Origin of the sequence: Neochlamydia sp. TUME1, from assembly GCF_000813645.1 — a bacterium.
In the GTDB taxonomy this organism is placed as follows: domain Bacteria; phylum Chlamydiota; class Chlamydiia; order Chlamydiales; family Parachlamydiaceae; genus Neochlamydia.
Genome location: NZ_JRXI01000005.1, coordinates 14,927 through 39,751, shown reverse-complemented (window position 1 = coordinate 39,751; position 24,825 = coordinate 14,927). Strand labels below are relative to the sequence as shown.

Genomic DNA, 24,825 nt, shown 5'->3' with positions numbered 1-24,825 from the left:
CTTTTGACAAATTATATAAAAGTTTTAAAAATTGAGGTAGATTATGGGAGTAAGAAAAATTCTTTCGTCTGATTCCGATTCTGATTCGGATGATTTTTTAGAGGAATTTAACGCTCGTCAAAGATATCAGGATGCTCGGCTCATGCGTGGTAATGCAAAATTATTACAATCTGAGCAGGATTTGATGATTGCAACGGTAATGCATCAGCTAAATAGCATGGAACGTGAGCAAAGTGAAAGAGAACGTTTATCTCGAACTAGTGTTGTACATTTACCGACCGAGGAATTAGAAATAGAGGTTGAACAAAGACAAGAAGAGGAACAAGAACTTAGTAGCCGGGCTGATAAACTTTTAGAAGACTTTTGCCTTATAAACGAAGGACTGTCAAGAATTGAACAAGGACAAATTAAAATCCAAGAAGGTCAAGAATTAATAATTAACGATCAGGCAGAGCTAAGACAATCTTTTCAAAGAATAGGGCAAGAACAATACCTTATCCGTAGAGATTTTCAAGATATAAGAGAGTCCTTTCAAGAAATAGGACAAGAACTAGAAGTCATTAGCAGAGACTTTGGAGATTTGGAAGGGTCTTTCATGGAAATACGGCAACAACAGCAGTTAAGGCGAAATGAACAGGTAGAGATAAAACAAGCTTTTCAGGAATTAAACCAACAACAACAGTTAAGGCGGAATGAACAGGCAGAGATAAAACAAGCTTTTCAGGAATTAAAGCAACAACAGCAGCTAAGACGGAATGAACAGGCAGAGATAAAACAAGCTTTTCAGGAATTAAAGCAACAACAGCAGCTAAGGCGGAATGAACAGGCAGAGATAAAACAAGCTTTTCAGGAATTAAAGCAACAACAGCAGTTAAGGCGGAATGAACAGGCAGAGATAAAACAAGCTTTTCAGGAGATACGGCAAGACCAAGAACGCTTACATAAAGGTTTTGCAAGCTTGCGAGAATCCTTCCAGGAATTAGAGCAACAACATCAGTTAAGGCGGAATGAACAGGCAAAGATAAAACAAGTCTTTCAGGAGGCAGAACAAGAACGAGACGTTATACGTAGAGATTTTGCAGACTTACGAAAATCGTTTCAGGAAATAAGGCAGGCCCAAGAACGCGTACATAGGGATCTTGCAGGCTTTCGAGAATCGTTCCGAGAAATAGAGCAGCAATTCCATTTTCTACGCAGTGAGCAGACTGAGATAAAACGAGGCTTCCGGAAAATAGGACAAGATCAGGAGCAACTGGCCATAGAATTTGGAAGCTTGAAAAACAATTTTAAAGAAATGAGGTTAATAGTTGAAGAGCTGATAAAAAAATTTATTCCTTCCGATACTCAAGAAACTCTAACTGCTGAAGAACTAGCAGAAAAAGAAGAAAAAGAGGCGAAATTACTTACCCAACATTATATGCATGATTGGCAGGAGAGAATAAATTGTGAGAATAGAAAGGAAAAAACATTAAATTCACTAGCTATTCAAGAAGAGGTGATGGACCACGAAAAAGAAAATTCTTTTATCGAACTGGAAATGAAAGAAAGTGAGGGAATTTTACCCCAAGCGGAGGAACAAGAAACCGAACTAGACTCAAACAAAAGCCGTTCAGTGCAAACCGTTAAAGCTAGTGTTCTAAAAAAAGTATGGGCAGCTAAAGAATATGCTCAGAGCTTTTTTATAAAGCTAGCATGCTTGGCTACTATAGCTTCAGCAGGCATAGCTAGTTTCTTTGCTATAGGTGCTATGATGGCATAATTAAATAAAAATCCAAATAAAGGAATATTTAATTTCTTGTTAGGAAAGCTGCTGGGTTAATCCTCGCAGCTTTTTTAAGGATAATCCATTCATGCAAAATTGTTGCAATGCATTTTTTTTCAGTAAGAGAGAAGCCATTAGATGATTGGGCTTCATGCCAGATATAAGCGCTTTCTTAAGTTTACTATCACTACATTTTTATTATCCGCATGACCAACTCACCTTGCGTACAAAGGAGTTGAAAAATTATTCTAAGGGTATATTTTTTCTTTGAAAGTCCGTATTTTTTGCCTCGATTGTTTTTGGCCTGGCTCATTTTTTTAATGGTATTTTCTGCTGCAATCCCGTTGCTTTCCTTCCTCAAGTAATTTTTGCCACTATGGAGGGAATTTTATTGGGCCTTACCAAAGAATTTACTGGGAAATTGTATAGGGCAAGTGGCATGCATATTGATGGCAATACCTTAGGCTAGTCTCAATATATAAAGGCATCTTGTGAACGAATTTCGAATCGCAAAATTTCAGCTTTAAACTATTGAGAAACTAAGCATCTCTCCCATCATGGCAAACTTTTGCTAAAGGAAGCCAGACTTGCTGTGGGGTAATAATCAATCCAAGCAAGCCTTGTCCATTATGCAAGTCTATTCCATTTCCTACGCAGTTTAAAGGCTACAAGCCAAACACATTCTTGATAGCAAAAAACGGAAGAAATGCGAAGCCTTTAGGTTTTATCTTACAATTTTTTCGAAAACTAATCCGCTAGAAGGAAAAAGCTTTCTTAAGATATAATCTTTTACTTTTTCATCCATCAGGAATTTTCAATGCTTACTCAAGAAATTCGTCGCCAATTTCTCCATTATTTTAAAAATAAGCAGCACTCTATAATTACCTCCTCCCCTGTAGTGCCTCATGATGATCCTACTCTTCTTTTTACCAATGCAGGCATGAACCAATTTAAAGACGTTTTTCTAGGCGATACTATACGAGATTATAATCGAGCGACTACATCCCAGAAATGCATCCGAGTGGGAGGAAAACACAATGATCTTGAAAATGTGGGGCATACCGCACGGCATTTAACATTTTTTGAGATGCTCGGCAATTTTTCCTTTGGCGATTATTTTAAAGCAGAAGCTATTCAATTTGCCTGGGAAGTTTCTACTCAAGTTTTTGGATTTGAAGCAGCACGTATCTGGCCTAGTGTTTTCCGAGAAGATGAGGAAGCTTTCGAGCTTTGGACCCAGTATGTCCCTACCCATAAAATTACTCGTCTAGATGAAAAGGACAACTTTTGGGCGATGGGAGAGGTAGGGCCTTGCGGACCATGTTCTGAGCTATACTATGATCGCGGACCTAAATATGGCAAGGCCTCTAAGCTTAGTGAAGATAGCGAAGGAAGTCGCTTTCTCGAATTTTGGAACTTAGTCTTCATGCAATATAATCGCTCATCGCCTACGCAGCTTACTCCTCTACCTAAGCCATCGATAGATACAGGAGCAGGCTTAGAACGCGTGATTAGCCTAAAAATGGATGTAGATTCTGTCTTTGAAACAGATGTGTTGCGTAGCCTAATTGCTCAGGTTGAGCAGGTTTCAGGCATTCCTTATGACCCTGCTAATCCTCATCTAGCCCCTGCTTTTCGTGTGATTGTCGACCATTTGCGCTGCTTAGCTTTTGCTATAGCCGATGGAGTCCAACCCAGTAATATCGATCGAGGATATGTTTTAAGGAAAGTTTTAAGACGTGCTGTACGCTATGGCCGCATGTTAGGAATAGAAGATCCTTTCCTAGCTAAAGTACTTCCTAGGTTAGTTGAAATAATGGGCAGCGACTATAAAGAATTGCAAAAAGGGCAAAGTCTTATTGCGGAAATTTTAACGATAGAAGAAGAAGCTTTTTTCCGTACTTTACGCCGAGGTGGCAATATTCTTACTCAGATCATTGATAAGGCTCAAGCCAGCAGCAAACAAATTACAGGTGATGAAGCTTTTAAACTTAAAGATACTTATGGCCTGCCTATGGAAGAAATCCTATTGATTGCTAAAGATTCAGCTCTTACTGTTGATGTAGAACGCTATCAAATTTTAGAACAAGAGGCTAAAGAACGCTCCCGTAACTCACAAAAAACTATCCAACAAGTAGCTTCAGAAAATCTATACGCAAGTTTTACTGAAAAGCATGGACCTACAAAATTTGTAGGCTATCAGCAGCAACAGGCAGTGAGTAAAATTCAAGGTATTCTTTATAATGGGCAATTTGTCACCTCCTTAGAAGAAGGCCAAGAAGGCATTATTCTTCTTGACCAAACACCCTTTTACGCAGAAATGGGTGGGCAAATAGGAGATTTAGGAGTTATTAAAGGAGATCACAAGCTCTTTCAAGTGACTGATTGTAAATCTCCCTATAAAGGTATTATCGCCCACATAGGCAGGGTAGAAAAAGGTTGCTTGACCACAGCGGATACATTGACAGCTATAATCGACTTAAAACGGCGTCAAAAGATTGCTAACAACCACACAGCTACCCATCTTTTGCATTGGGCTCTTTCCCAAGTATTAGGAGAGCACATCAAGCAGGCTGGCTCAGTAGTAGATGCTGAACGCCTCCGCTTTGACTTCAATCATCATAAAGCCTTGACCTACGAAGAAATTCTAGCTCTTGAGGATCTGATTAATGCTAAAATTCGCACCAATCAAGCGGTCAAAGGGTATGAGATTCCCTATGAAGAAGCACAAAAAAGAGAAGATATTAAGCAATTTTTTGGGGAAAAATATAGTTCTCTCGTCCGCGTTGTGGATATAGACTATTCTAAAGAGTTATGTGGAGGCACGCATACTAATTTTTTAGGCACTATTGGTTATTTTCGTATCGCCAAAGAAAGCAGCATTGCTGCAGGCGTGCGACGTATTGAAGCAGTCACAGGGGCAGAAGCTGAAGCTCTCAATCGTGAAACAGAAAAAATCATCCTAGAAAGTGCGGCTTTACTAAAAGCATCACCTGCTAAGCTAAAAGAAAAAATAGAAAAGCTATTAGAAGAAAATAAGCAATTATCTCAGCAGCTAAAAAACCTTCAAAAAACCCAGAGAGAAAATCTTGTGGATTCTCTTTTAGAAAAAGTGGAAAAACTCCCTAAAGCTAGCCTCATTGCATCTCAAGTCGATCTCTCCCCTGAAGAATTGCGCTTATGTGCTGAAGACATTATGGCACGCTTTAAATCAGGCGTATTAATCCTTGCAGCTTCTTATGAAGAGCGCTGCCAATTGATCATTCGTGTAACTGAAGATTTAGTGGCCCAAGGCATCCAAGCTTCTGATATAGTCAAGAAGATTGCGCCCACCATTGAAGGTAGCGGCGGAGGTAAGCCTGGCAATGCTCAAGCAGGAGGGAAAGCTCCTCATAAGGTTGGACAGGCTTTAGCACAAGTACGTGAAATGCTTGGAGATAAACTTTTCGATAAAAAAATGGATTGAGAGGAAAATATTTTCTCTCACTCCTTTTACTTTCCGCAAGCTGCTCATAGGTTTAGCTTCGAAGGTCACCCCATTTTTTTTTCTTCGCTGTCCTTTTTGTGTAGATGCCTTACGCACACTCTTTGATTACCTTTGTAGTTTTTTTAGCCCCTTTACTTCATCCTGCCCTATTTAACTTGTGTTTAGTTACCCCTTACCTGCTCCCATCTATTTTCAATAGACTCCCTCTCAAAAATATATTTTCGACATTCAATTAAGAATTAACTTTTTAATAATCAGTTGATTATAATAATTTCTTCTTAACAAGGACTTTAAGGTTTTAAATTTATGGCCTTTATCATCGAGATATTTCTTTTCTACCCTGCGGCTTTTTATTTCTTGAAAACTCTTCTTTTACACAATTTTCCCAGCCAGTTTGAGTGCTTTCGGCTATTCATTAAACTTAAGGCTAATTAGGAATTAATAGTGGTGCAAAAAAGCCTATTTAAAGTGTATCTTATCTACTTTCTTTACCTTCTTCTTGAGGCAAAACAGTGTTTAAAGAAATAATCAAAAGTGAAAAAATTCAAAAGCTTGAAGAAGCTTTAAAAAATCATGATTCCATTCTTATTGAAGAAACATGGAATGCAGCCAAAGCTTTTATAACTTCTTTAGCCAAGCAAGCCACTGGCAAAAACATTCTTATTTTGACAGGGGCTAGCTTAGAAGAGACCCGCTTATTTCACGATTTTCCATTTTTTGCTGGGCACTCCGCTATTGAATTTCCCGCTTGGGAGACGTTGCCCTCTGAAAACATCGCACCTAGCCCTGATGTAGTGGGCGAGCGGTACAAAGTTTTAGAACAGCTAATGCAACAAGAAGGCCCTCACATTATTCTTTCTGGCCTGCAAGCTTGCTTGCAACGCCTGATCCCTCCTCAGAAATTTAAACAGCTCTACATGCACCTGACCCTTCAAACATCTATTCCTTTTGAAATTTTTACAGAGCGCCTTGTGAGCATGGGATATCAAAGAAGAGCGGTGGCTGCGGATAAAGGAGAATTTGCTATTCGCGGCGGAATTATTGACATTTTTCCTGTTTCTTCTCCTGATCCTTTTCGGCTTGACTTTTGGGGAGATGAAATTGAATCCATCCGCATCTATGATCCTATTGGGCAAAAGTCTATCCGAAGTGTAGAAAAAGTAGAGATTCCGCCTGCTAAAGAGTTGGAATTATTAAAACCTGAGCCTCATCTATGCACACTATTGGATTATTTAGGTCCTGAGACTATCGTGGTTTTTGATGACATACTCGCTTTAGAAGACCGTTATGCTTCCCTTGTCAATATTTGTGGTAGCTCAACGCCTACATTTTGCAGCATCGGACAGTTCATGGAAGCTATGGCCCCCCTACAGAAAATCTTTCTTAGTCAGAATCCTATAGAAGAATTGAGCGAAGTTCGCATCCTTGATAAAACTTCAACAAATTATTATTCTAAACAAGCTCCCCTCTACAAGCTCTCTTTCTCTCTATTCACAAGCGAATTTCATGCTCGACGTTGGTCTCATCCTTTCATTCCTCTCAGTCATTTCCTGTTGCCTGAGCAGGCAGAGAACGCAGAAATTAACGGCCAAGAAATTCTCTTATCTCTTTCTAAGCTTGGGCAATCAGATCATCATCTTCACTTTCTTTGCGCCACGCCCTTAGAAGAGAGTAATCTAAAAAAACGCCTTCAAGAGGCTCATATTACCCTGCCGGAAAATACTTTCTTCCACCTGCACTATTTATCCAGCGGTTTTGTCTTAGAAGATCAAAAGCTGATCATCTTACCTGCCACCGAGATTACGCATCGATATAAAATCCGCCGACAGAAACAGCGCAGCACTTATCATACCACCCCGCTAGAAAGCTATGATTTATCTGCGGGAGAGCTTGTAGTGCACCTTAATAATGGTATCGGTAAATTTATTGGATTAGAAAAACGCCCTAATCTTCAAGGGAGTCTTAGTGAATTTTTTGCCATTGAATATGCCGACAACGCTAAATTATTTGTCCCTCTTAATCAAGCCTATTTAATTAGCAAATATGTAGGAGCTAATGAAGAAATTCCTAAACTGCATCATCTAGGCAGCAGCCGCTGGAAGAAGACTAAAGAAAATACTGAGCGGGCTATTATGAGCTATGCGGCCGACCTTTTAGAGTTATACGCTAAGCGCTCCGTGAAAGAAGGCTATGCCTATTCGGAAGACAGCTCAGATATGCAAGCTTTTGAAGAAGACTTTCCTTTTGTGGAAACTGAAGATCAACTAGCTGCTATTGCTGCCATTAAAGCTGACATGCAGGAAAAAAAATGCATGGATCGCCTAATTTGTGGCGATGTGGGGTATGGGAAAACGGAAGTCGCTATGCGGGCTGCTTTTAAAGCAGTGGTTGACGGTAGGAAACAGGTTGCAGTTTTAGTTCCCACCACCGTGCTAGCCATGCAGCATTATGAAAATTTTGTTGAAAGAATGAGCAACTTTCCTATCAATATCGCCGTCATGTCTCGCTTTCGTTCGGCCAAACAAATGAAAGAGACCTTGGAGGGCATTGCTAAAGGCTCTGTCGATATTATTATTGGTACCCATCGTTTGATAGGCAAAGATGTAATTTTTAAAGATTTGGGGCTGGTTATCATTGACGAAGAGCAACGTTTTGGCGTTAAAGCTAAAGAACAGCTGAAAAAGATTAAAAATTCTATTGAATGTTTAACGCTTTCTGCTACGCCAATTCCGCGTACCCTCTACATGTCACTCATCGGAGCACGCGACATGTCTGTCATTAATACTCCCCCTCAAGATCGCCTGCCCATTACCACTCTCATCACGGAATCTAATGACGAAACACTTAAGAATGCTTTACTACGTGAACTATCTCGTAATGGTCAAGCCTATCTCATCCATAATCGCGTAGAATCCATCTATGATTATGCCGCCCGCCTCAAAAAACTTTTACCCCAAGCTCGCATTGTCGTAGGACATGGACAAATGAGCAGCCAAGAAATAGATACTGTTTTCCATGCTTTTAAAAGCGGCCAAGCAGATATCTTGGTAGCTACGACAATTGTAGAAAACGGCATTGATATTCCTAATGCCAACACCATTTTAATCGATCGTGCCGATACTTTTGGACTCGCGGATCTATACCAATTGCGTGGCCGAGTAGGCCGATGGAATAGAAAAGCTTATGCCTATTTTATGGTTCCCCGCCTACGTTCGTTACCAGAACTTTCGCGCAAAAGGCTGCATGCGTTGATGGAAGCGCAAGGATATGGTGGCGGTATGAAAATTGCTATGCGCGATCTCGAAATCCGAGGAGCAGGAAATATTTTGGGCCATGAACAATCCGGGCAGGTAGCTGCTATTGGCTTTCATTTATATTGCAAGCTACTAAAAAGAACTATACAGACTTTGCAAGGTAAAATATCCAGTTTACTTGTGGATACTAAAATGGATTTTCCCCTGCTGGACGCACGATTGCCAGAAGAATTTATTAATGAAGTTAGCTTACGCATGGAAATTTATCAAAGATTAGGAGAAGCCATCACCCATGAAGAGGTAGAGGCTATCTGGGAAGAGATTAAAGACCGTTTCGGAACACCTCCTGAAGCTGCTAGTTGGCTATATCATCTTACAAAAATACGTGTATATGCTTCTACGAATGGCTTTACCCTTTTAAAGCTAGATAAGTTTTGTTTAAGCTTAGAGCAGCAAAAAGGTAAGCAAACAAAAAATAAGCGAACGCTAATAGGTTCCTTTAAAAATGGTAAGCAGCTGGAGAGCAAGGTTATTCAAGCTATGCAAGAGATGTAGAAAACAATCTAAAGAAATCCATTAAAAGCTGGATCTTAATAAGGGACCTTATTCTCCTATTTTTTTATAAGCTCTGCACACTTACAAACATTAAGGGTGAAGAAATTATAAGCTTAAAAGGCTGTTTTCTTATATGTTCTTAAGGGCAGCAGTAATCAATTCACTCAGCTCAATAGTTTCAGGAAATTCTTTCAAGCATTTTTTAATGGCTTGTTGGGCAATCATTTGATTATAGCCTAGATTGATCAAAGCGCTCATCGCATCTTTAATTTTCTGAGCATGTGGGTCAGTAGAGGGGTAGACAGCATGTTCTTCAGGATCAAGAAGCAGTATAGCTGGAATTTTATCGCGCATTTCTATCATCAAACGTTCTGCAGTTTTCTTGCCAATGCCTGGAACCTTGCTGATGGTAGCTATCTCATGATTATGAATAGCCCGCTGCAGCTCACGCCCTGATAGATGGCCTATAATGCTTAGAGCCATCTTTGGCCCTACGCCTGTTACATTCATTAAAGCTTCAAAAAGCTCGCGGTCCTCGCTATTCAAAAATCCATATAACGTTTGGGAATTTTCTCTAATGACAAAAGCAGTATAGAGCAAAACCTCTTCCTGTAGGGAGGGGAGTTTTGCAAAAAGATTTGCAGGAATTAAGATTTTGTAGCCTATACCCCCACTTTCAATTACAGCAAATAAGGAGGTCAATTGCGTTAAAGCTCCTTTTATGTAAGCTATCACTTCTCACCTGTTATTTAATATTAAATTTCCGCTTCATAGAGACTCTTACATTGGGCTGCATGAGCATGGCAGATCGCCAACGCTAAAGCATCAGCAGCATCCTCCGGCTTAGGAGGCTGGGCGAGCTTTAAAAGAAGTTGCACCATCTTTTGCACTTGTCCTTTGCTAGCGCTTCCGTTGCCTACCACAGCTAGCTTAGCTTTAGAAGGTGAATATTCAAAAATAGCAATCCCCTTTTTCTTGGCTGCTAAAATTGCAATTCCTCGTGCCATTCCAAGCTTGATCGCACTTTGCACATTTTTACTGACATACTGCGTTTCCACGGCAAGGGCCTCAGGGGAATATTGATGAATAAGAGCCTCTAGTGCATTAAAAATAACCAGATAGCGCTCCGTTAATTTGTAATTAGCGGGCGGGCGTATGCAACCATAATCTAGAACTTGATAAACATTTCCTACAACTCTAATAATTCCATATCCTGTAATGCGCGTGCCAGGATCAATTCCAATAATTATCACACATATCCTTTAATCAAATAAATTCTGGCGTAAGGGAGAAGAGGCAGGCCTTGCATCAAACAAAGAAGGTTGCCCCTGTGGCTCATCGGGAAGAGAAGAAAGCTCATTATCTAAAGAAACCTGTGCAGGCATCTCTTCCCATTCAGGAGGTTTTTTGGACGTAACAACCTCAGCAGACATTGGAACCTCACCTTGCGATGTAATATCCTGGGCCCCTATCACATGACTTAAGCTAGCCAATAAGCTATGCATCTGCTGCTGCTTTTCTTCTAAAGTTTTAAGGTTTTCCTCCGCCTGTTGATATTTGGCTTCCCAATGGGCTACCTGGCTCTCTGTCACGCGAATAGTTTCCTGCAACAGCTGTTGAGTTTTACTTTCTTGCATTAACTGCTGTTCAAAAGAGTTTTGCCTTTCATTCATTTTAATTTTAAGCTGATTTAAATTTTCCTCCAGATCAGCAATCAGGGATTTTTGCTCTTCAATTTTTTCATTAAGAAGGGCAACCTCTTTAACTTTTTTACCCAAATGTTGTTGCGCTACTTTAATGCGCGCATCTTGCTCCTCTTGATAACGAGTCATTATAGATAAAGTGTCTTCAAGTCTAAATTTTTCTTGAGAAAGATAGGTAATTTCCTTTTGATCGGCTTCTACTTGCTGTTCTTTCAGCTTAAATAAATCTTGCTGCTGCTGTAAACTGCTTTCAAGCTCTTGAGAATGCTGTTGTTTTTGCTTCACTGCCTCCAACTGCTGCTCTTGCAACAAATTCTCTAATCGTAACAGCTGCTCTTTGAGATCGTTTTCTTTTTTTGAGATTTGCTCAAGTGTGCATTGAAGGGCTTTATTCTCATTTTGCTGGGATACAATGGTCTCTTCACACTGCAACACTTTATTATAAAGAGCTATTTTTTCACTTACGGAATTCATGTAGCAGCTTTCGATTTCTTTAGCTTCACGCATTCCTTTAGCTAAATCTTCCTTAATTATGGTGATCTCTTTTTCTAACTGATTAAAGAACTGGTCTTTCTCAGTCATAGAGGTTTCTAACTGTATTTTCTCCTCTTTGATTTTATTAAAAGCTTCTTTTTCTTCAGCTAATTTTGCTTTAAGAGAGCTAAATTGTATTTGCAAGGCATGAATCTCTTCCACTAATTCCTGTTTCTCAGCCTTTTCAGTGTTTAAAGCCTCTATCTGCTGGTGGATGCGCTTCTGTGCTACCTCCAATTGTCCTGTAAGGTTGAAAACAGCTTCTTCGGAACGTTGAAAATCTTCTCTTAGCTGATTGAGCTCTAAATAGGCTTCTTTGGATCTCTCGTGCAGATGTTTAAGCACGCGCTCGAGTTGAGTGGAATGCTTTTGGATCTCAGCAAGCTTTTTAGCTAAAACATGATTTTCCATCTTTAAAGCATGGATATTTTTTGGCTCTTGCTCTAGCTTTGCTTCCGTGCCTGGTAGATGTTCTTGCCCTCTATCTTGAGTATGTTCTTCATGAATTAGCTCATAAATCTTTTTTTCTTGTTCTTGTACCACTAATGTCAATCTTTCTAGCTGTTCTTTCTGCTGTTGATTTTGCAATAAGGCTTCTTGATAGGAGTCTGCTAGCTCAGAAGATCTATGCAAAACAGCTTGATCATTCTCCCCTTTATGCTGAGCTTCTTTTAAATCGTCTACCAATTGATCATAAAGAGCTTTAAGGCTTTTTTGTTGCTCGAGAAGAGTTATGTTTTCTTGGGTAAGCTTTTTATTATGTAAATGTAATTGATAAGCTGAGCTACTTTCCTGCTTATTTTTCTGATGAGCGCTTTCATCTACAACTGAGCTGCTTAACACATTTTTCTTTTTGTACCTAGCTAACATATTCTTCAAATTTTCCATGCTTTCCTTTCTTTTATAGGAAGGATTACGAGAAGATTTGATGGGATCATTTGTTGATAAAAGCATAGCTTGTTCTAACTTCACGTTTTGAAGCTCCTTTTCCAGTTCATTACCTTTATCCTTTTCAAAAGCAAGATTTTGAAAGAGCCGCTGGGGCTCTTCATCTGAGTAAATGTGACGGTTGCTCAAAACTTACCTATTAAGAAATATTTGGACAGACACCTATTTTTGTTCTATAGTATATTCCTTTTATACTTAAGTTTCGCTTTATAACTCAAGAGATGCCTAACCAACTAAGGTTAAAAAGCATGAAAACCCCTTATTTCCCCTGGCCCTCTAAGCCTCCAAAGAATATTATCGTAAGAATGCCGAATTGGATAGGTGACGCTGTCATGGCCACTCCCCTATTAACCGATTTAAGAAGGCAATGGAAAGAGGCTAAAATTACAGTTATATGCCAAACGCCTATCGATAGTGTACTTCAGCATCACCCTGATATTAACTCCATTTACGCATTTAGACGTCCTAAGAGCTGGTTAAACAAGTTTCATCATTTTGAGGTTATCGATTTTTTGCAAAAAGGCCAATATGATTTAGGTCTTCTTTTAACAAATTCTTTCTCCTCAGCTTGGTGGTTTTTAAAAGGAAAAGTTCAACATCGCCTCGGATTTGCTGATGGGTTTAGAAGTCTTTTGCTAAACAAAGCTATACCTTTTCCGAAAAACAAGGAATTCCAGCATCAAGTTATTACGTATAAAACGCTACTCGGCCCTTTAGCCATTCCCGTTTCCTCTACGCCTCCCCAACTTTACGTAAGTACTCAAGAACTCCAAGAGGCTCATCATTTTCTCCATCGTTGCGGGATTGACCTTCAAAAAAATATTTTGGTAGGTATCAATCCTGGAGCAGCTTATGGCTCGGCTAAATGCTGGCCGCCTGAGCGCTTTAATAAATTAACGAAAAAGTTATTAGAAAACCCGAATGTTTTTGTTATTTATTTTGGCGATAGTAACGGAGTTTCGGTGGTCAACCAAATATGCCAAGACTTGCCTAACCGTGCAATTAATCTAGCAGGACGCACATCTATTCGCGAGTTGATAGCCCTGCTAAAATGTTGCTCTATCTTTCTTACAAATGATAGCGGACCTATGCACATAGCTGCTGCTTTGGGTGTACGTTTGCTAGCCCTATTTGGCTCTACTAATGAGATAAAAACAGGTCCTTATCCTCAAGGGGTGGTGATTCATAAACATGTCGAATGCTCTCCTTGCTACAAGCGTGTATGCCCTATTGATTTTCGCTGCATGACCAAGATCAAGGTGGAGGAAGTCTATGAACAACTTGAAAGATTGTTAAAAGAAAATAGCTGTTGATAAAAAAATAGCCTTTATTAACCTCTTCCTGAGCCTTTCCTTAGAGCATAAGTCTAGAAAAGATTGTTAACAATTTATCGATCAATTATCAAGCATGCAGTTTGCTTGAGAAATTAGCGTCGCCTAAAATAATAAGCTGCCAAAATGCTTCCTCTCCCTTAACTTTTAAATTTTTAAGAGGATTTGTTAAATCTTCAGCAAGGCTTTCTTGATGTTTTGCGTTTTCTTAAGAAAGAAACCAGAAGGCTTTAAACGATTTTTAAGAAGAAAAAGGCGCAAGATAAGCGGTAAAGATCGCTAGAAGATAATCAGATAAACTTATTTCCTAAGGGCTCTATAACAATTTTTTAAAATTTTTTCCCTCTACTTTTTTTGAGATATTTCTAAAACTGGGCTTTAAGCTAGGCATAAACGCAAAAAAACTTTTAAGATTTTGGCAATAATTTAAAAAATTTAATTAATTTGCCTTCTAAAAAAATGGCTCTTGAAAAATCTGTTGCCAAAGAATAAACTATTTTTCTTATCCGCTCATAGGGTTAAACCGTGTAAAGATAATAATCCGTCAAGCTGCTTGCTCCCTGTATGCCTTCAAATTTTTGAGACTACATGATAAAAGAGAGCGATCATGAGTAATAATTTTATTTTTAAGGAATATATGCATGAACTATGATAGGGCAATAGCCAAGCTCAATAGCATTCAACAGCTTCACCTCCTTAACTATTGGCATGAACTTAATGAAGCAGAAAAAAACCTTTTATTACAACAGATTGAAAATTTAGATATCGATGCTTTTCATGAGCAGCAAGCTGTAATTAACGCACGCTTTCTTTGCGACATTTCTGTAGATCCTTTTCTAGATTATCAAAAAGTGGGCTCTTTAGAAGATGCATTACTTGGCAAAGAAGCGATCGAGCAAGGACGCTTGGGTTGCTTAATTGTAGCTGGAGGGCAAGGGACACGCTTACATTTAGAGGGACCTAAAGGGTTATATCCTATTAGCCTTATACGCCATAAAAGCCTTTTTCAGTTATTTTCTGAGAAGATTGTAGCAGCAAGTAAGCTAGCACTTCATCCTCTCCAGGCAGCTATCATGACATCCCCTCTTAATCATGAGAGGACCTTAGCCTATTTTAAAACCCATGCTTATTTTCAATTAAGAAAAGAACAGCTGGATTTCTTTGCTCAACCCATGCTCCCCTTTCTAGATGAAGCTGGCAACCTTTTCTTAGAAAAAAAAGGGTTGTTAGCTGAAGGGCCCAACGGCAATGGAGCCTGCCTGCATCAATTTTGGGAGGAAGGTCTCTTAGCCAAATGGAAAAAAATGGGCATTGAGCATTTAAATTTTGTTATGATTGATAATCCCTTAGCCGATCCTTTTGATGCTGAGCTATTGGGCATGCATATTCGTAATCAGAATGATATTACTATCAAGTGTACGCTGCGAGCAGATCCGGAGGAAAAGGTAGGGGTTATCGTTAAGCAGCAGCAAAAAGTTCAGGTCATTGAATATACTGAATTCCCTGAAAGTGAACGCTATGCAAGGCTATCCGACGGCTCTCTTAAGCACCCTTGTGCTAATATCAGCTTATTCTGCATCAGCCTATCATTTATTGAAAAAATTTGTGATAAAAAAATAAAGATGCCTCTCCATGCTCTTTACAAAAAGACACCTAGCTTAATCGATTCTTCCCAAAAAGGATGGAAATTTGAGCATTTTATTTTTGACATTTTTCCTCTTGCCGATAAAGTTCAAGCGCTACTTTGCCCACGAGAAAGATGCTTTGCTCCTCTAAAAAACTTGAGTGGTCAAGATAGCCCTGCGAGTGTCCAGGATGCCTTGCAAGCTAGAGATCGACAATTATATGAGGAGCTTTTTAGCAAAAAAGCTCCTTTGGTTCCCTTTGAGCTAGCGCAAGATTTTTACTACCCCGTTCCTTCTTACGTGGACCAATGGAAAAAGCATGCTTTGCCCCCTGAAGGCTACTTTGGAGATATCGGATGCTTGGATATTTGATGCCCTCATTCCACTTTACCCATCCCTTCAAACGTCTGGTTTCAGCCGGCTTTTACAATCAGTCTCAGTTAGAAGAGACAGGCTTTTTTAAATTTTTCGCTAGCGTAGGGATTAGCGCTGATGATAAGTAGGTTTTTATCTGCAAACCGATAAATCTAGAGTAAAAGAAAAAATTGATAATTTTTATGAAAGATATAATTTAGGTAAAAAATTATGAAAGTAGGATTCCTAGGAGCCGGAAGCTGGGGATATAGCCTGGCATCACTATTAGCTTCCAAAGGATATCAGTTAATCTCTTGGACCGCACGACCCGAGCTCGTTAAACATTTAACGGAAAAGCGTGAACATCCTTACTTGCCAGGCCATACATTCAATGGTAGCATGAAATTCACAACAGATATAAAAGAAGCTTTGCAAGGAGTTGATATGCTTGTTGAGGCTGTCACTTCAGCAGGCATTCGCCCTGTCTTTGAACAAGTTAAAACGCTAGGACTTCCTAAATGCCCTATCGTTATTACCTCTAAAGGAATTGAGCAAAATACAGGGCTTATTCTTCCTGATGTTGTCGTAGAAGTATTAGGAGGAAATACTCGCCAGCAAGTAGCTTTTTTAAGTGGACCTAGTTTTGCTCAAGACGTTATACGAAAACTGCCCACCTCTGTCGTTGGCTCTGCCTATGCTCCTGAAGTGATGCGCATTGTTACCGATACTTTTACCACTCAGACTTTTCGTGTTTATCCTAATCCTGATATCCACGGAGTAGCCTATGGCGGGGCCTTAAAAAATATCATCGCTATTGCCTGCGGTATGGCTGAAGGATTAGAATTAGGTCACAGTGCTAAAGCAGCATTAATGACACGTGGTTTACATGAAATTCGCAAGCTCGCTGTTGCTAGAGGCTGTAAAGCTGAAACATTAAATGGCTTATCAGGAATGGGTGACTTATGCCTAACCTGCGGCTCTTTGATGAGTCGGAATTTTCGTTTCGGATACCTTTTAGCACAAGGGTTATCTCCCCAAGAAGCTGCTGTTAAAATCGAAATGGTTGTGGAAGGAGCCTATACCTGCGTTTCCACCTTACAGCTTAGCCATCAGCTGAATGTAAGCATGCCTATCACCGAGATTGTTTATAAGATCATTTACGAAAACCTTGCCCCTCAGGAAGCTGTTAAAGCTCTAATGCAAAGAACCATTAAGGAAGAACATCTTTAAAAATTTTCTCCATGATAATGTGTGACCAAAAACTTAAGTGAGATCAAGCATGAAAGTCTTTACAGCACAGCAGATGAGGAATTTAGAAGCGCAAGTCTACCAAGATAACGCTTCTGAGGAATTTTTTATGGAACAGGCAGGCGCTAGCATTGCTCAAATGGTAGAAGAGTATCTTAACATCCATCAGCTTGCTAAGTATATTATCTTATTGTGTGCTAAAGGTAACAATTCGGGAGATGCTTACGTAGCAGGGCGCTATCTTTTGAAGAAAGGATATAAAGTATGTGCTTTGCAAGCTGTTTCTTTAGAAGCAGGTTCCCCTTTATGTATCAAGAATTATCATCGTTTTAAGCAAGCAGGTGGAGAGGCAAAAGACTCCTCTTTTTCTTTTCCTGAAGAAGGAGTTATCCTAGATGGCTTCTTTGGCACAGGATTTAAAGGCAGCCTACAAGAGCCTTTTGCTAGTATAGTAGGGCGTGCCAATACCTCTAAATTACCTATCTTAGCCATCGATATTCCCTCAGGATTAAATGGTGATACTGGGATTGCGGAAGGTGAAGTCATTCAAGCCACTCAAACTCTTTTTTTAGGCGCACCTAAAAAGGGCTTCTTTATAAACGATGGCTGGAACTATGTAGGTAGCTTACATCCTATTGACTTCGGGATGCCTAAAGAATTTATCGATCAGGCTCCTACTGGTATGATTATGCTAACTAAAAACATTGTGCAGCCGCTACTTCCTCCTATTAAAAGATGTTGGCATAAATATGAACGTGGTTATGTGACAGCTCTAGCAGGCTCTCCTCACATGCCGGGGGCTGCCATTCTCTCTGCAAGGGCAGCCTTAACGGCAGGAGCAGGCATTGTACGTTTAATTCATCCTAAAGAAATGGAAGTTGCACTTGCAGCTGCCCCTGTAGAATTAGTACGGCAAAGCTATTGCTTGCAAAATCTGGAGGCTATCCTTGAGCCTATAAATAAAGCGTCCGCTTCTTATATAGGGCCTGGCATAGGGAAAACAGAAGAAACCTCTTACCTTCTTAAATATATCCTCAAGCATATTAAAAAACCTTGTGTCCTAGATGCAGATGCGCTAACTTTGCTATCTGAGAGTCAAGTACCTTTACCTAAAGAGCTAGTGTTAACTCCTCATCATGGAGAGATGTTGAAGCTTTTAAGAATAAAGCAAGGGCCTCTCGCCTCAGGAAAACTGCTAGAATTAGCTCAATCATTTACTAATGATAAAAATGTTACCTTGGTACTTAAAGGAGCTCCTACCTTTATTTTGCAGCCAAACTTGCCTATATATGTTAGTCCAAGAGGTGATGCAGGAATGGCTACTGCAGGGAGCGGGGATGTATTAACAGGGATAATTGCAGCTTTGCTAGCGCAAGGTTTACCGCCTCCTCAAGCCGCAATCTTAGGAGCTTGGTTGCATGCTGTAGCAGGTGAACAAGCAGCTAAAGAGAAAACCTCTTATTGTATGACAGCCTCTGATATGATTGCTTACCTTCCCCACGCTTATAAAGAGCTCTTAAAATAAGGCCATTTATCTTAGCTTAATTTCCTTTCTGCTAACTTCAATCTTCCGATAAAAAGCATGCTGACAAACAGGCTTTTTGAAGACACTCAAGCTGTGGTTACATGCTTTTGAGCAGCTCTTTAGGCATACATATACTTAATAAAAATCTTTTAAGGAGAGAGTCCGCCTTCTTAAAGTTCATTTATTTTTTAGATAATGCAGGCAGAGTTTCTTTAAACAGTAGGATTTCCAAAAAACCTCTTCGCTAAGATTACTTTAAGAAAAAAACAGAGCCTACCCTTTATAAGCAACTTTTCTATGTAATCATATATTTTAAACACTTTTCCTTACCAAGAGGAGAAAAAAAGAAAATTAAGGGCCTTTTTAGACGGGGCTTGCGTCTTTTTCGATTGGATAAAAAGTTAGGGTAGGCTCAATTTATTTTTTACGAAGGACTTACTACGAAAAATTTAAGGCTTAAATTGCTGGGCAATCTTAATGATTTCTTCTAATATTTGATTAAAAGTAGTTTCTCCTCTAGCAATTCTTTCTAAAGTAGAACTAAAAAGCTCTAGCGTGAGCATGATTAAGCCAACAATAGAAAAGTAAAGGTTTTTATTGAAATCTCTTTCTCCGTAGAGCAGGATATAACGATAATTAAGTGTTAGATTTATCTCATCCATCTCAAATCCCGGAAGTTCAATTAAACGATTTAAATAACAGATTAGGCTACTTACTTGAGTAGAAGCTTGGGGATGGACGGTGAAAGGAAAAACAGCTTGAAATTGAATGCGGTAAAAGGGATTGTCTGAAGAGTCAAGCCCTTGCATCAACTCTTGTTTTATAGCAGTTACCTCTAAAATCTTTTCCCGTTCTTTATCATCTACTCCTAGAAAGAGGAGAAGACGTGAATAGAAAGTTTGATCGGTAGCTTCTATGTAAGAGCAGTCAAATTTTTCGTCCCTCAGCGCTTGTTGGAATTGCTTTAGAAATTTTTCTTCTGTCATGGTGTTTGCTCTTTTAAATAGTTAATGTATTTTTTAGCTTTTAAATTGTTAAGCTGTTGTTTCATTAACGCTAGCAGTTCTGTATCATCCATTTTAAAAAAGTCTTTTAGCTTATCCATCAACGCATTCTTATCCACTTGATCTGCCGTCTTTTTAAGGGCTTGATAATCTATTCCCATTTTTTCTTTTAATATCTTTTGAGTTTCTTCGTCAAACTCGAAAGAAGAATTAGGCTCTAAAATTTTCTCCATAATAATTAAAGGCACATTCATCGCTTTCTTTTCAGCTTGGGTAATTAAGCCATTGGCTATAGCAAAATCTGTACTGCCAGCTTCCTTCAAACGATTCTGCAATCGCGTAATTTTTCCTTCTTTTCCTATCCAGGATTCCACCTTCCGCTTTAATCGCTCTTGTTTTTGGCTTTCTTTTTCTAGCATTTTAAGCTGCCTTTCATGCTTTCTATCCAATTCCTCCATCATTTTTTCCAGTTGCGTTTGCTCCCCATAGCTTTCTAGCTCATCGATTTTCTTTTTCGTTTCTTTGTGTAATTTTTCAAGAGTTTTCCTTAATTCACTAGGATAAGCAGTAGCCTCCAATGTCTTTTGCTGCTCTAATAAGCCTGCCAATTGCTCATATCTGGCACTTGTAATTTTTAGCGTGTGTATTCGCCCTTCTTGCTTATTTAATTGCCAAGAACGGATTTTAGCAGGAAGCTGAAATACTTCAAGACGCACCCCCACTCCCTGTATCACACATTTGAAAAGATGAGGTTTATATCTATAAAAGAAATAAAGCCCTATGCCCATTATTGCTATTCCTAAAACAAAAAAGCCTAAGCCAGGTAGAGCCATACTTGAGGAAGCTAAAGCAATCACGCCAGTAAGAGCTAGAACTTGTAAGGTAATCGCTAGAGTGGTGGAAAGACAAGCAAGTATAAGTTCTATATTTGAGGATATAAGCTTAAAATTAAAAAACTTCTTTTCGCTTCTGACTTTTAATTCTGCTAGCGTTTGCAAACTATTTCTCGTCATGACATTGATGGTATCTTCAGTTTGATCAATATCTTCTATAAAGTTTTGGAGTAAGAAAGCTCTAAACTCAGGATCGGTAATTTTTTTTTCAAAAGTTTCTTTATCTATAATCCCTTCCGTTTCGCACTCCATGCCCTTCTCGTCTAAATTATCTTTAATTTCTTCAAAAGAAAAAGTCTGAAATTTACGCAAAAGTAGACGCTCTTCACGTTTGGCTAAAAGATCTTGCGCTTGCTGGAAAGTCCTAGGATCTTTGGTAAGCTCAAGCATCCAAATCTCATGAGTGGCTCTAGCTTTTTGAGCTTGCCATACACCAATCGTTTTCATCATTATATCTAAGAAAGATAGGGTCCAACCCAGGGCTGTTTTTCCGGCAGGAACCGCCAGCTTTAAGGCACTTAAAACCAAGCTAGTACTTTTGGCGGCTATAAAACTCGCTGAGAGAGTAAAGTTAATAACTTTATTTTTTAATTCCCGTTTTTGGGCACTAATAAACTTGCGGAGAATACTAATGGAGTCTTTAAGCTTTTCATCTTGCGGATGATGTTTAACTTCTTCTACTTTCTGCTTTAAGAGTTTTTTTTGCCTGCTGATACTGAAGCCCCTGCACAATCAAAACAGCGCCTTTCCCGATAATTTCCACGCCCCGCAAAACCGTTCGTATAATTGACACGGGCAAGATAACGTTTCCTACTATTTCCCCTAATTTTGGAGGAATGCCTATAACGGGTGCTATATGGCCATAGGGTTCAAGAGCTAATTTATGCAGCTTATCAGGTGCCCATTGAGTTGCTTTATAAGCATTTCCTAAATGCCCTTCAATCTTTTTTCGCTTCTCAGTTTTCTTAATAAAGCTCTCTAAAGCATACACGTTTTTCTGCTCGGCAAGCGTTGTTATAGGCTCTGATTCAAGCAATAGGAGTGTTTCTGCATTCTCTAATTGTTGTTCCACTTCCGCTATTATTACTTCGGATTCTGCCCTATAAGGCTCCTCTTCATTTAAAACCTCTACTCGATTGATCACTAGGGCAGAGTCAGAGAGTTCTATTTTCTCAATAGAGCTAGAAGGAATGGCAGAATTGTGCTTATCTGTTCTAGAAACTTGATGCTCATCTGCCACAGGGGCAGGAGCTGACAAAGAGAAAGATTTTAAAGCTTGTTGGGAACGTACAAGAGGAGGCTGCATGGTTAATCCTTATGCATAAAAGATTTTCTTACTATGATGGAAAGTAGGCCGAGGCTCTACCGCTGCTTTTTTATCACTATCTTGTGAAGCAGAAGCTTTTAGCTTAGTTATCCAATAAAATAAATATTTCACAAATTGATTAAACCTTTGAATGAATTGAAGATAATTCAACTCATTTTTATCAAAATATTCAAATAGAACTAGAGAGCGCGTTTGTTCTACATACCCTAAGCTTGCTCGTCCTGTTTCCCTACCAAAAAGATTCCCTTTTAAAGCCATTAAGCTTGCCTCCCCTTCTTTTTCTAGGGGAAGATCGCCCACACTAGAATAGAGATAGAAACCCTCCTGATCGAGAGATTTTTCAAAGGTAAGAAGATAATGACCATTCATTAAAAGCGTACAAACTCCTGAGCTATCAAGCTGAAGTCTACCTAATTGTTTAGATCTTCCGTATTCAAGCAGTAGATCTTCTAACTCCATACGCTTCCTTTAATAAAAAGGTTATTAATTTAAACTTTATTATAACAAATAATAATTATTAAACTCAATTAACTTTAATATTAATTAAATAACTAAACATTATCTACTCATTAATATTTACCTATATATAAGCAATAGGTTTTTTTTGCTCATCTCTGAGAAATAAAATATTCGTAAGTATTCAGATCTTCACTTGGTAGGCAAATGAAGCTGTGAGCAAACTATAGATCTGCTAAAAAGTGGATGATGTGGAGGAGAAGAAGATAACACAAGCGGCAAGCCTCGGAATGGCCTTTAACGAGGCGCGTAGGATTTGCCAGCCTCGTTTTCTTACTGGAGAGATATAGCTTAAGTATGCGACAAACAATACACTCTTCTTCAAAATGAACTTAAGAGCATTTGGAGATTTTCCTATCCGACTTTTTAGCATTCTTTAAATCTTGTCTGATTTAGCTATGAGCGAAAGATACTTGCAAGCTGTATAAGTGCCACTGTAGTGCTAATACGCTTTCAAGCTAATTCTTATCTACTCCCATACTTTATAAAATTCCTCTCATTAAGTAGAGAGGCAACTTTCAGAGGGCTAGGTATGCAGATTAGTTTTTTTAAAGCGTATTAGACCTGTTGCGAAATTTACAACATTCCCTCTAAATGATAAATTCTTGGGATTAGAGGGAATCTTAGCGCCTATTTCGCGGTAGTAAATCACCTATAATCTAAGCCCTACTGAAGTGCTAATGTGTTAGCCCTGCTGCTGATTTAGCTTTGCCGGGAAGCACAGGAAGTGAAATGGAACTAGGGTTAAGCAATGCTCTTGCCTTCTTTGCATAGAAGCTATTTCTCCTATTTAAAGTAGCATTCGCATCCAATAAGCTTCCTCTCCCTCCTACTTCCTGGCTTGGATTGTAAGCAGGATACATAGGGGTTATAGATTTAAGGCTTAAATTGGAGAGAAATGACCACCAGATCTTCCACTCATGCAGCTGCTTAGCACTGTAGTAATTGACTTGCCGCCTTTTAAAGGTTTTATCCACTTTTACCACCTCACCAGCTTGTAGATGAATATGCCTTAAAGAAGACTCTTCAAAAAAAGCATCTTTATTGGGAATCAAAAATTCTAAAGTATACTCTCCTGGAGTAACGTCTTCTAAGACCACTATCCTCGATCTATTCTTACGATCTTCTACAAAAGCATGGCCTTTAGGATACATTTTTTGTGAATGGTTGCCATCTTTTAACCAAAACCGAATGCGGTCGAGTCTATCCCCTTCCAGATCGGTTTTATAATCAACAATTAATGTTCCTTTTTTAACTGCTATCTGCTCTGTCCCTTGCAAATTAAGTAAGCTTGCCCACCCCAAAAAAAATAATAATATTGCTAGTCTTACAGTACTTGTTTTTTTTCGGTAAATTTTTTTTTTAATGAAGAAGGTTTTATTTATTTTAAAATCGAGGCTCTTACAGCTTTTATTAATGTTTTTTAAAGCCTTACTCCATCCTAGAAAGAAAAGATTTTTCACGCCCTTACCCTATCTGTTAATTGTGCTTTCATGATGACATCCGTCAGGTCAAAGCAGGTTTTATTCTTGATTAAGTCTATTCTTGGCTTCTTCATTGGCCTCCATTGTTTCTACCCTCATATACTCCTCATACTTTTCGACAAATTCTTTTAAGGGAAAAGTTAAAGCTTCTATATTTATGGATGGATCGTTTAGGTAGATAGGCTCATATTGATGATAATTAAAAATGATTCTTTCTAACCACCAAGAAATACTATTCCCTCCCCGCTTATAAGGAGTGGCGTGTGCTAATTCATATCTTAAGAGAGCCACCTGCTTTTTGATTAATGATAAATGATACCTATTGTATCTAATAGCTTTTTTAAAAATTCTGGCTATATTTTCTAGCATAGGAGAGATTAAAAAGGGATCTTGATGGATAATTGTTACCATTGCCTCTTTCTTCATCTTCTCTATAGGATTTTCAATGTCTCGGAAAATCCAGGTCAGATACTCCGACAACTCATATCTTTTGCCTTTAACCTGCAAATTTTGAGTAACTAGAATCCAATCGACCTTAACTAGACGAGGATATAAATGTTTTATTTCTAGAATGGCTGAATAAAGTTTTAGCTTTTGGTAATCCTGAAAAGATTTTTCTTTCAAAGCTAGCATGGCTTGCTTGTTTGTGAGCAAATTTTGATAAAGGTCTAAGCTTTGAGAAGGATTTTCCGGTGAAGAAAATGAACACAGTTGACAAAGCCGTAGACACTCCTCAAAAGAAGGCGTGGAGTAAATTTCTAACTCTTCTTCTTTGTAGATTGTTATTTCCCTTGATAAATGCCTTTTTAAGCCTTGCTCTGTAGGAAATTCTTCTCTATATCGTTTAAAGCTTTGGGTAGGATAATGTATTTTTTGTAAGAGCTCTTCAATCATAGTAACTAATCTCTCATGAGAAAGATCTTTTTTCATTAAAGTGACATAAGTTACGCCTGTAAAGCACTCCTCTTGATCTCTTCGCACGCCCTGTAAATCGAATTTATTGATGCCATATTTTAAAGCAAGCTCCTTACATTTAAGGCTTAAATGGTCAAGAGTTTGATGAAACAGCTCTATTAAATTTTCGCCTTTTCCTACACCTTCACGAATATTTCTAACCGATTTTCTAATAAGAAAATTTACATCTATATAATACTCATGTGACGTATAAGTTGAGTTTAAGGATATAGGCGACATTAAATCTCCAGAAATCACTTGCAATTGAAAACCTTGGGTTCTTTTCCTTTTTCAATGGCTTTTATTTTAGTAAACGACGAA

At 38.8% G+C, this 24,825-nt stretch carries 17 protein-coding genes and 1 pseudogene; 9 read left to right on the top strand and 9 right to left on the bottom strand.

The features are described from left to right. The first annotated feature begins 43 nt into the window (after nucleotides 1-43). From DB41_RS00315 to mfd, 4 genes and pseudogenes are all read left to right on the top strand, one after another. Nucleotides 44-1,759 carry a hypothetical protein gene (locus DB41_RS00315; RefSeq protein WP_039383132.1) on the top strand — a complete coding sequence of 572 codons (1,716 nt, stop codon included), beginning with the start codon at nucleotides 44-46 and terminating at the stop codon, nucleotides 1,757-1,759. A 289-nt stretch (nucleotides 1,760-2,048) separates the two neighbouring features. Further along, nucleotides 2,049-2,231, top strand: a pseudogene (locus DB41_RS12655) (CPBP family glutamic-type intramembrane protease); the annotation flags it as partial. A 348-nt stretch (nucleotides 2,232-2,579) separates the two neighbouring features. Beyond that, nucleotides 2,580-5,228 carry an alanine--tRNA ligase gene (alaS, locus tag DB41_RS00310; protein ID WP_039383130.1) on the top strand — a complete coding sequence of 883 codons (2,649 nt, stop codon included), beginning with the start codon at nucleotides 2,580-2,582 and terminating at the stop codon, nucleotides 5,226-5,228. 533 nt (nucleotides 5,229-5,761) lie between these two features. Further along, nucleotides 5,762-9,058 carry a transcription-repair coupling factor gene (gene mfd / locus DB41_RS00305; RefSeq protein WP_039383128.1) on the top strand — a complete coding sequence of 1,099 codons (3,297 nt, stop codon included), beginning with the start codon at nucleotides 5,762-5,764 and terminating at the stop codon, nucleotides 9,056-9,058. Between the two features lie 129 nt (nucleotides 9,059-9,187). On the opposite strand, the gene ruvA is transcribed toward mfd, so the two are convergent. Genes ruvA through DB41_RS00290 form a run of 3 tightly spaced genes read right to left on the bottom strand, consistent with a single transcriptional unit; the run spans nucleotide 9,188 to nucleotide 12,267 of the window. Then, on the bottom strand, nucleotides 9,188-9,793 hold the full coding sequence (gene ruvA / locus DB41_RS00300; protein ID WP_039383126.1) for a Holliday junction branch migration protein RuvA: 606 nt from the start codon (nucleotides 9,791-9,793) through the stop codon (nucleotides 9,188-9,190). Nucleotides 9,794-9,813: 20 nt separating this feature from the next. Next, a complete protein-coding gene (ruvC, locus tag DB41_RS00295) occupies nucleotides 9,814-10,311 on the bottom strand; it encodes a crossover junction endodeoxyribonuclease RuvC (protein ID WP_039383124.1) in 498 nt (165 codons plus the stop codon). A 9-nt stretch (nucleotides 10,312-10,320) separates the two neighbouring features. Next, nucleotides 10,321-12,267 (bottom strand): hypothetical protein, encoded by a 1,947-nt coding sequence (locus DB41_RS00290; protein WP_155117514.1) that lies wholly within the window; start codon nucleotides 12,265-12,267, stop codon nucleotides 10,321-10,323. Between the two features lie 224 nt (nucleotides 12,268-12,491). Between DB41_RS00290 and waaF the strand changes: the two genes are divergently transcribed. The 5 genes from waaF (at nucleotide 12,492) to DB41_RS00270 (ending at nucleotide 18,326) form a co-directional block, all read left to right on the top strand. Further along, nucleotides 12,492-13,556 (top strand): lipopolysaccharide heptosyltransferase II, encoded by a 1,065-nt coding sequence (gene waaF / locus DB41_RS00285; protein WP_039383120.1) that lies wholly within the window; start codon nucleotides 12,492-12,494, stop codon nucleotides 13,554-13,556. A 659-nt stretch (nucleotides 13,557-14,215) separates the two neighbouring features. After that, nucleotides 14,216-15,571 carry a UTP--glucose-1-phosphate uridylyltransferase gene (locus DB41_RS00280; protein WP_052243737.1) on the top strand — a complete coding sequence of 452 codons (1,356 nt, stop codon included), beginning with the start codon at nucleotides 14,216-14,218 and terminating at the stop codon, nucleotides 15,569-15,571. Further along, the gene (locus tag DB41_RS12445) at nucleotides 15,571-15,702 is read left to right on the top strand and encodes a hypothetical protein (RefSeq protein WP_255350885.1); all 132 of its coding nucleotides are present in this window, start codon (nucleotides 15,571-15,573) and stop codon (nucleotides 15,700-15,702) included. Before DB41_RS00280 ends, DB41_RS12445 begins: the two co-directional genes overlap by 1 nt. A gap of 82 nt (nucleotides 15,703-15,784) precedes the next feature. Next, nucleotides 15,785-16,783, top strand: coding sequence for an NAD(P)H-dependent glycerol-3-phosphate dehydrogenase (locus DB41_RS00275; protein ID WP_039383118.1), 999 nt, complete (start codon nucleotides 15,785-15,787; stop codon nucleotides 16,781-16,783). 49 nt (nucleotides 16,784-16,832) lie between these two features. Continuing rightward, on the top strand, nucleotides 16,833-18,326 hold the full coding sequence (locus DB41_RS00270) for a bifunctional ADP-dependent NAD(P)H-hydrate dehydratase/NAD(P)H-hydrate epimerase (protein ID WP_039383116.1): 1,494 nt from the start codon (nucleotides 16,833-16,835) through the stop codon (nucleotides 18,324-18,326). Nucleotides 18,327-18,775: 449 nt separating this feature from the next. Here the strand turns inward: DB41_RS00270 and DB41_RS00265 are convergent, their stop codons facing one another. From DB41_RS00265 to DB41_RS00240, 6 genes are all read right to left on the bottom strand, one after another. Then, on the bottom strand, nucleotides 18,776-19,312 hold the full coding sequence (locus DB41_RS00265; RefSeq protein WP_039383114.1) for a hypothetical protein: 537 nt from the start codon (nucleotides 19,310-19,312) through the stop codon (nucleotides 18,776-18,778). Continuing rightward, on the bottom strand, nucleotides 19,309-20,673 hold the full coding sequence (locus DB41_RS00260; protein ID WP_155117512.1) for a hypothetical protein: 1,365 nt from the start codon (nucleotides 20,671-20,673) through the stop codon (nucleotides 19,309-19,311). Before DB41_RS00260 ends, DB41_RS00265 begins: the two co-directional genes overlap by 4 nt. A gap of 217 nt (nucleotides 20,674-20,890) precedes the next feature. Further along, the gene (locus tag DB41_RS00255; protein ID WP_039383111.1) at nucleotides 20,891-21,529 is read right to left on the bottom strand and encodes a hypothetical protein; all 639 of its coding nucleotides are present in this window, start codon (nucleotides 21,527-21,529) and stop codon (nucleotides 20,891-20,893) included. A gap of 9 nt (nucleotides 21,530-21,538) precedes the next feature. After that, entirely contained in the window at nucleotides 21,539-22,009 is a 471-nt protein-coding gene (locus DB41_RS00250) for a type III secretion system chaperone (RefSeq protein ID WP_052243736.1), read from the bottom strand. Nucleotides 22,010-22,743: 734 nt separating this feature from the next. Continuing rightward, nucleotides 22,744-23,346, bottom strand: coding sequence for a hypothetical protein (locus DB41_RS00245; RefSeq protein ID WP_155117511.1), 603 nt, complete (start codon nucleotides 23,344-23,346; stop codon nucleotides 22,744-22,746). A 243-nt stretch (nucleotides 23,347-23,589) separates the two neighbouring features. Beyond that, nucleotides 23,590-24,744, bottom strand: coding sequence for a hypothetical protein (locus DB41_RS00240; protein WP_155117510.1), 1,155 nt, complete (start codon nucleotides 24,742-24,744; stop codon nucleotides 23,590-23,592). Nucleotides 24,745-24,825: the final 81 nt, after the last annotated feature.

Coding starts and splice junctions, on each gene's coding strand:
- DB41_RS00315 (WP_039383132.1), top strand. CDS start 44: ATGGGAGTAAGAAAAATTCTTTCGTCTGATTCCGATTCTGATTCGGAT.
- alaS (WP_039383130.1), top strand. CDS start 2,580: ATGCTTACTCAAGAAATTCGTCGCCAATTTCTCCATTATTTTAAAAAT.
- waaF (WP_039383120.1), top strand. CDS start 12,492: ATGAAAACCCCTTATTTCCCCTGGCCCTCTAAGCCTCCAAAGAATATT.
- DB41_RS00280 (WP_052243737.1), top strand. CDS start 14,216: ATGAACTATGATAGGGCAATAGCCAAGCTCAATAGCATTCAACAGCTT.
- DB41_RS12445 (WP_255350885.1), top strand. CDS start 15,571: ATGCCCTCATTCCACTTTACCCATCCCTTCAAACGTCTGGTTTCAGCC.
- DB41_RS00275 (WP_039383118.1), top strand. CDS start 15,785: ATGAAAGTAGGATTCCTAGGAGCCGGAAGCTGGGGATATAGCCTGGCA.
- DB41_RS00270 (WP_039383116.1), top strand. CDS start 16,833: ATGAAAGTCTTTACAGCACAGCAGATGAGGAATTTAGAAGCGCAAGTC.
- DB41_RS00265 (WP_039383114.1), bottom strand. CDS start 19,312: ATGACAGAAGAAAAATTTCTAAAGCAATTCCAACAAGCGCTGAGGGAC.
- DB41_RS00260 (WP_155117512.1), bottom strand. CDS start 20,673: ATGATGAAAACGATTGGTGTATGGCAAGCTCAAAAAGCTAGAGCCACT.
- DB41_RS00255 (WP_039383111.1), bottom strand. CDS start 21,529: ATGCAGCCTCCTCTTGTACGTTCCCAACAAGCTTTAAAATCTTTCTCT.
- DB41_RS00250 (WP_052243736.1), bottom strand. CDS start 22,009: ATGGAGTTAGAAGATCTACTGCTTGAATACGGAAGATCTAAACAATTA.
- DB41_RS00240 (WP_155117510.1), bottom strand. CDS start 24,744: ATGTCGCCTATATCCTTAAACTCAACTTATACGTCACATGAGTATTAT.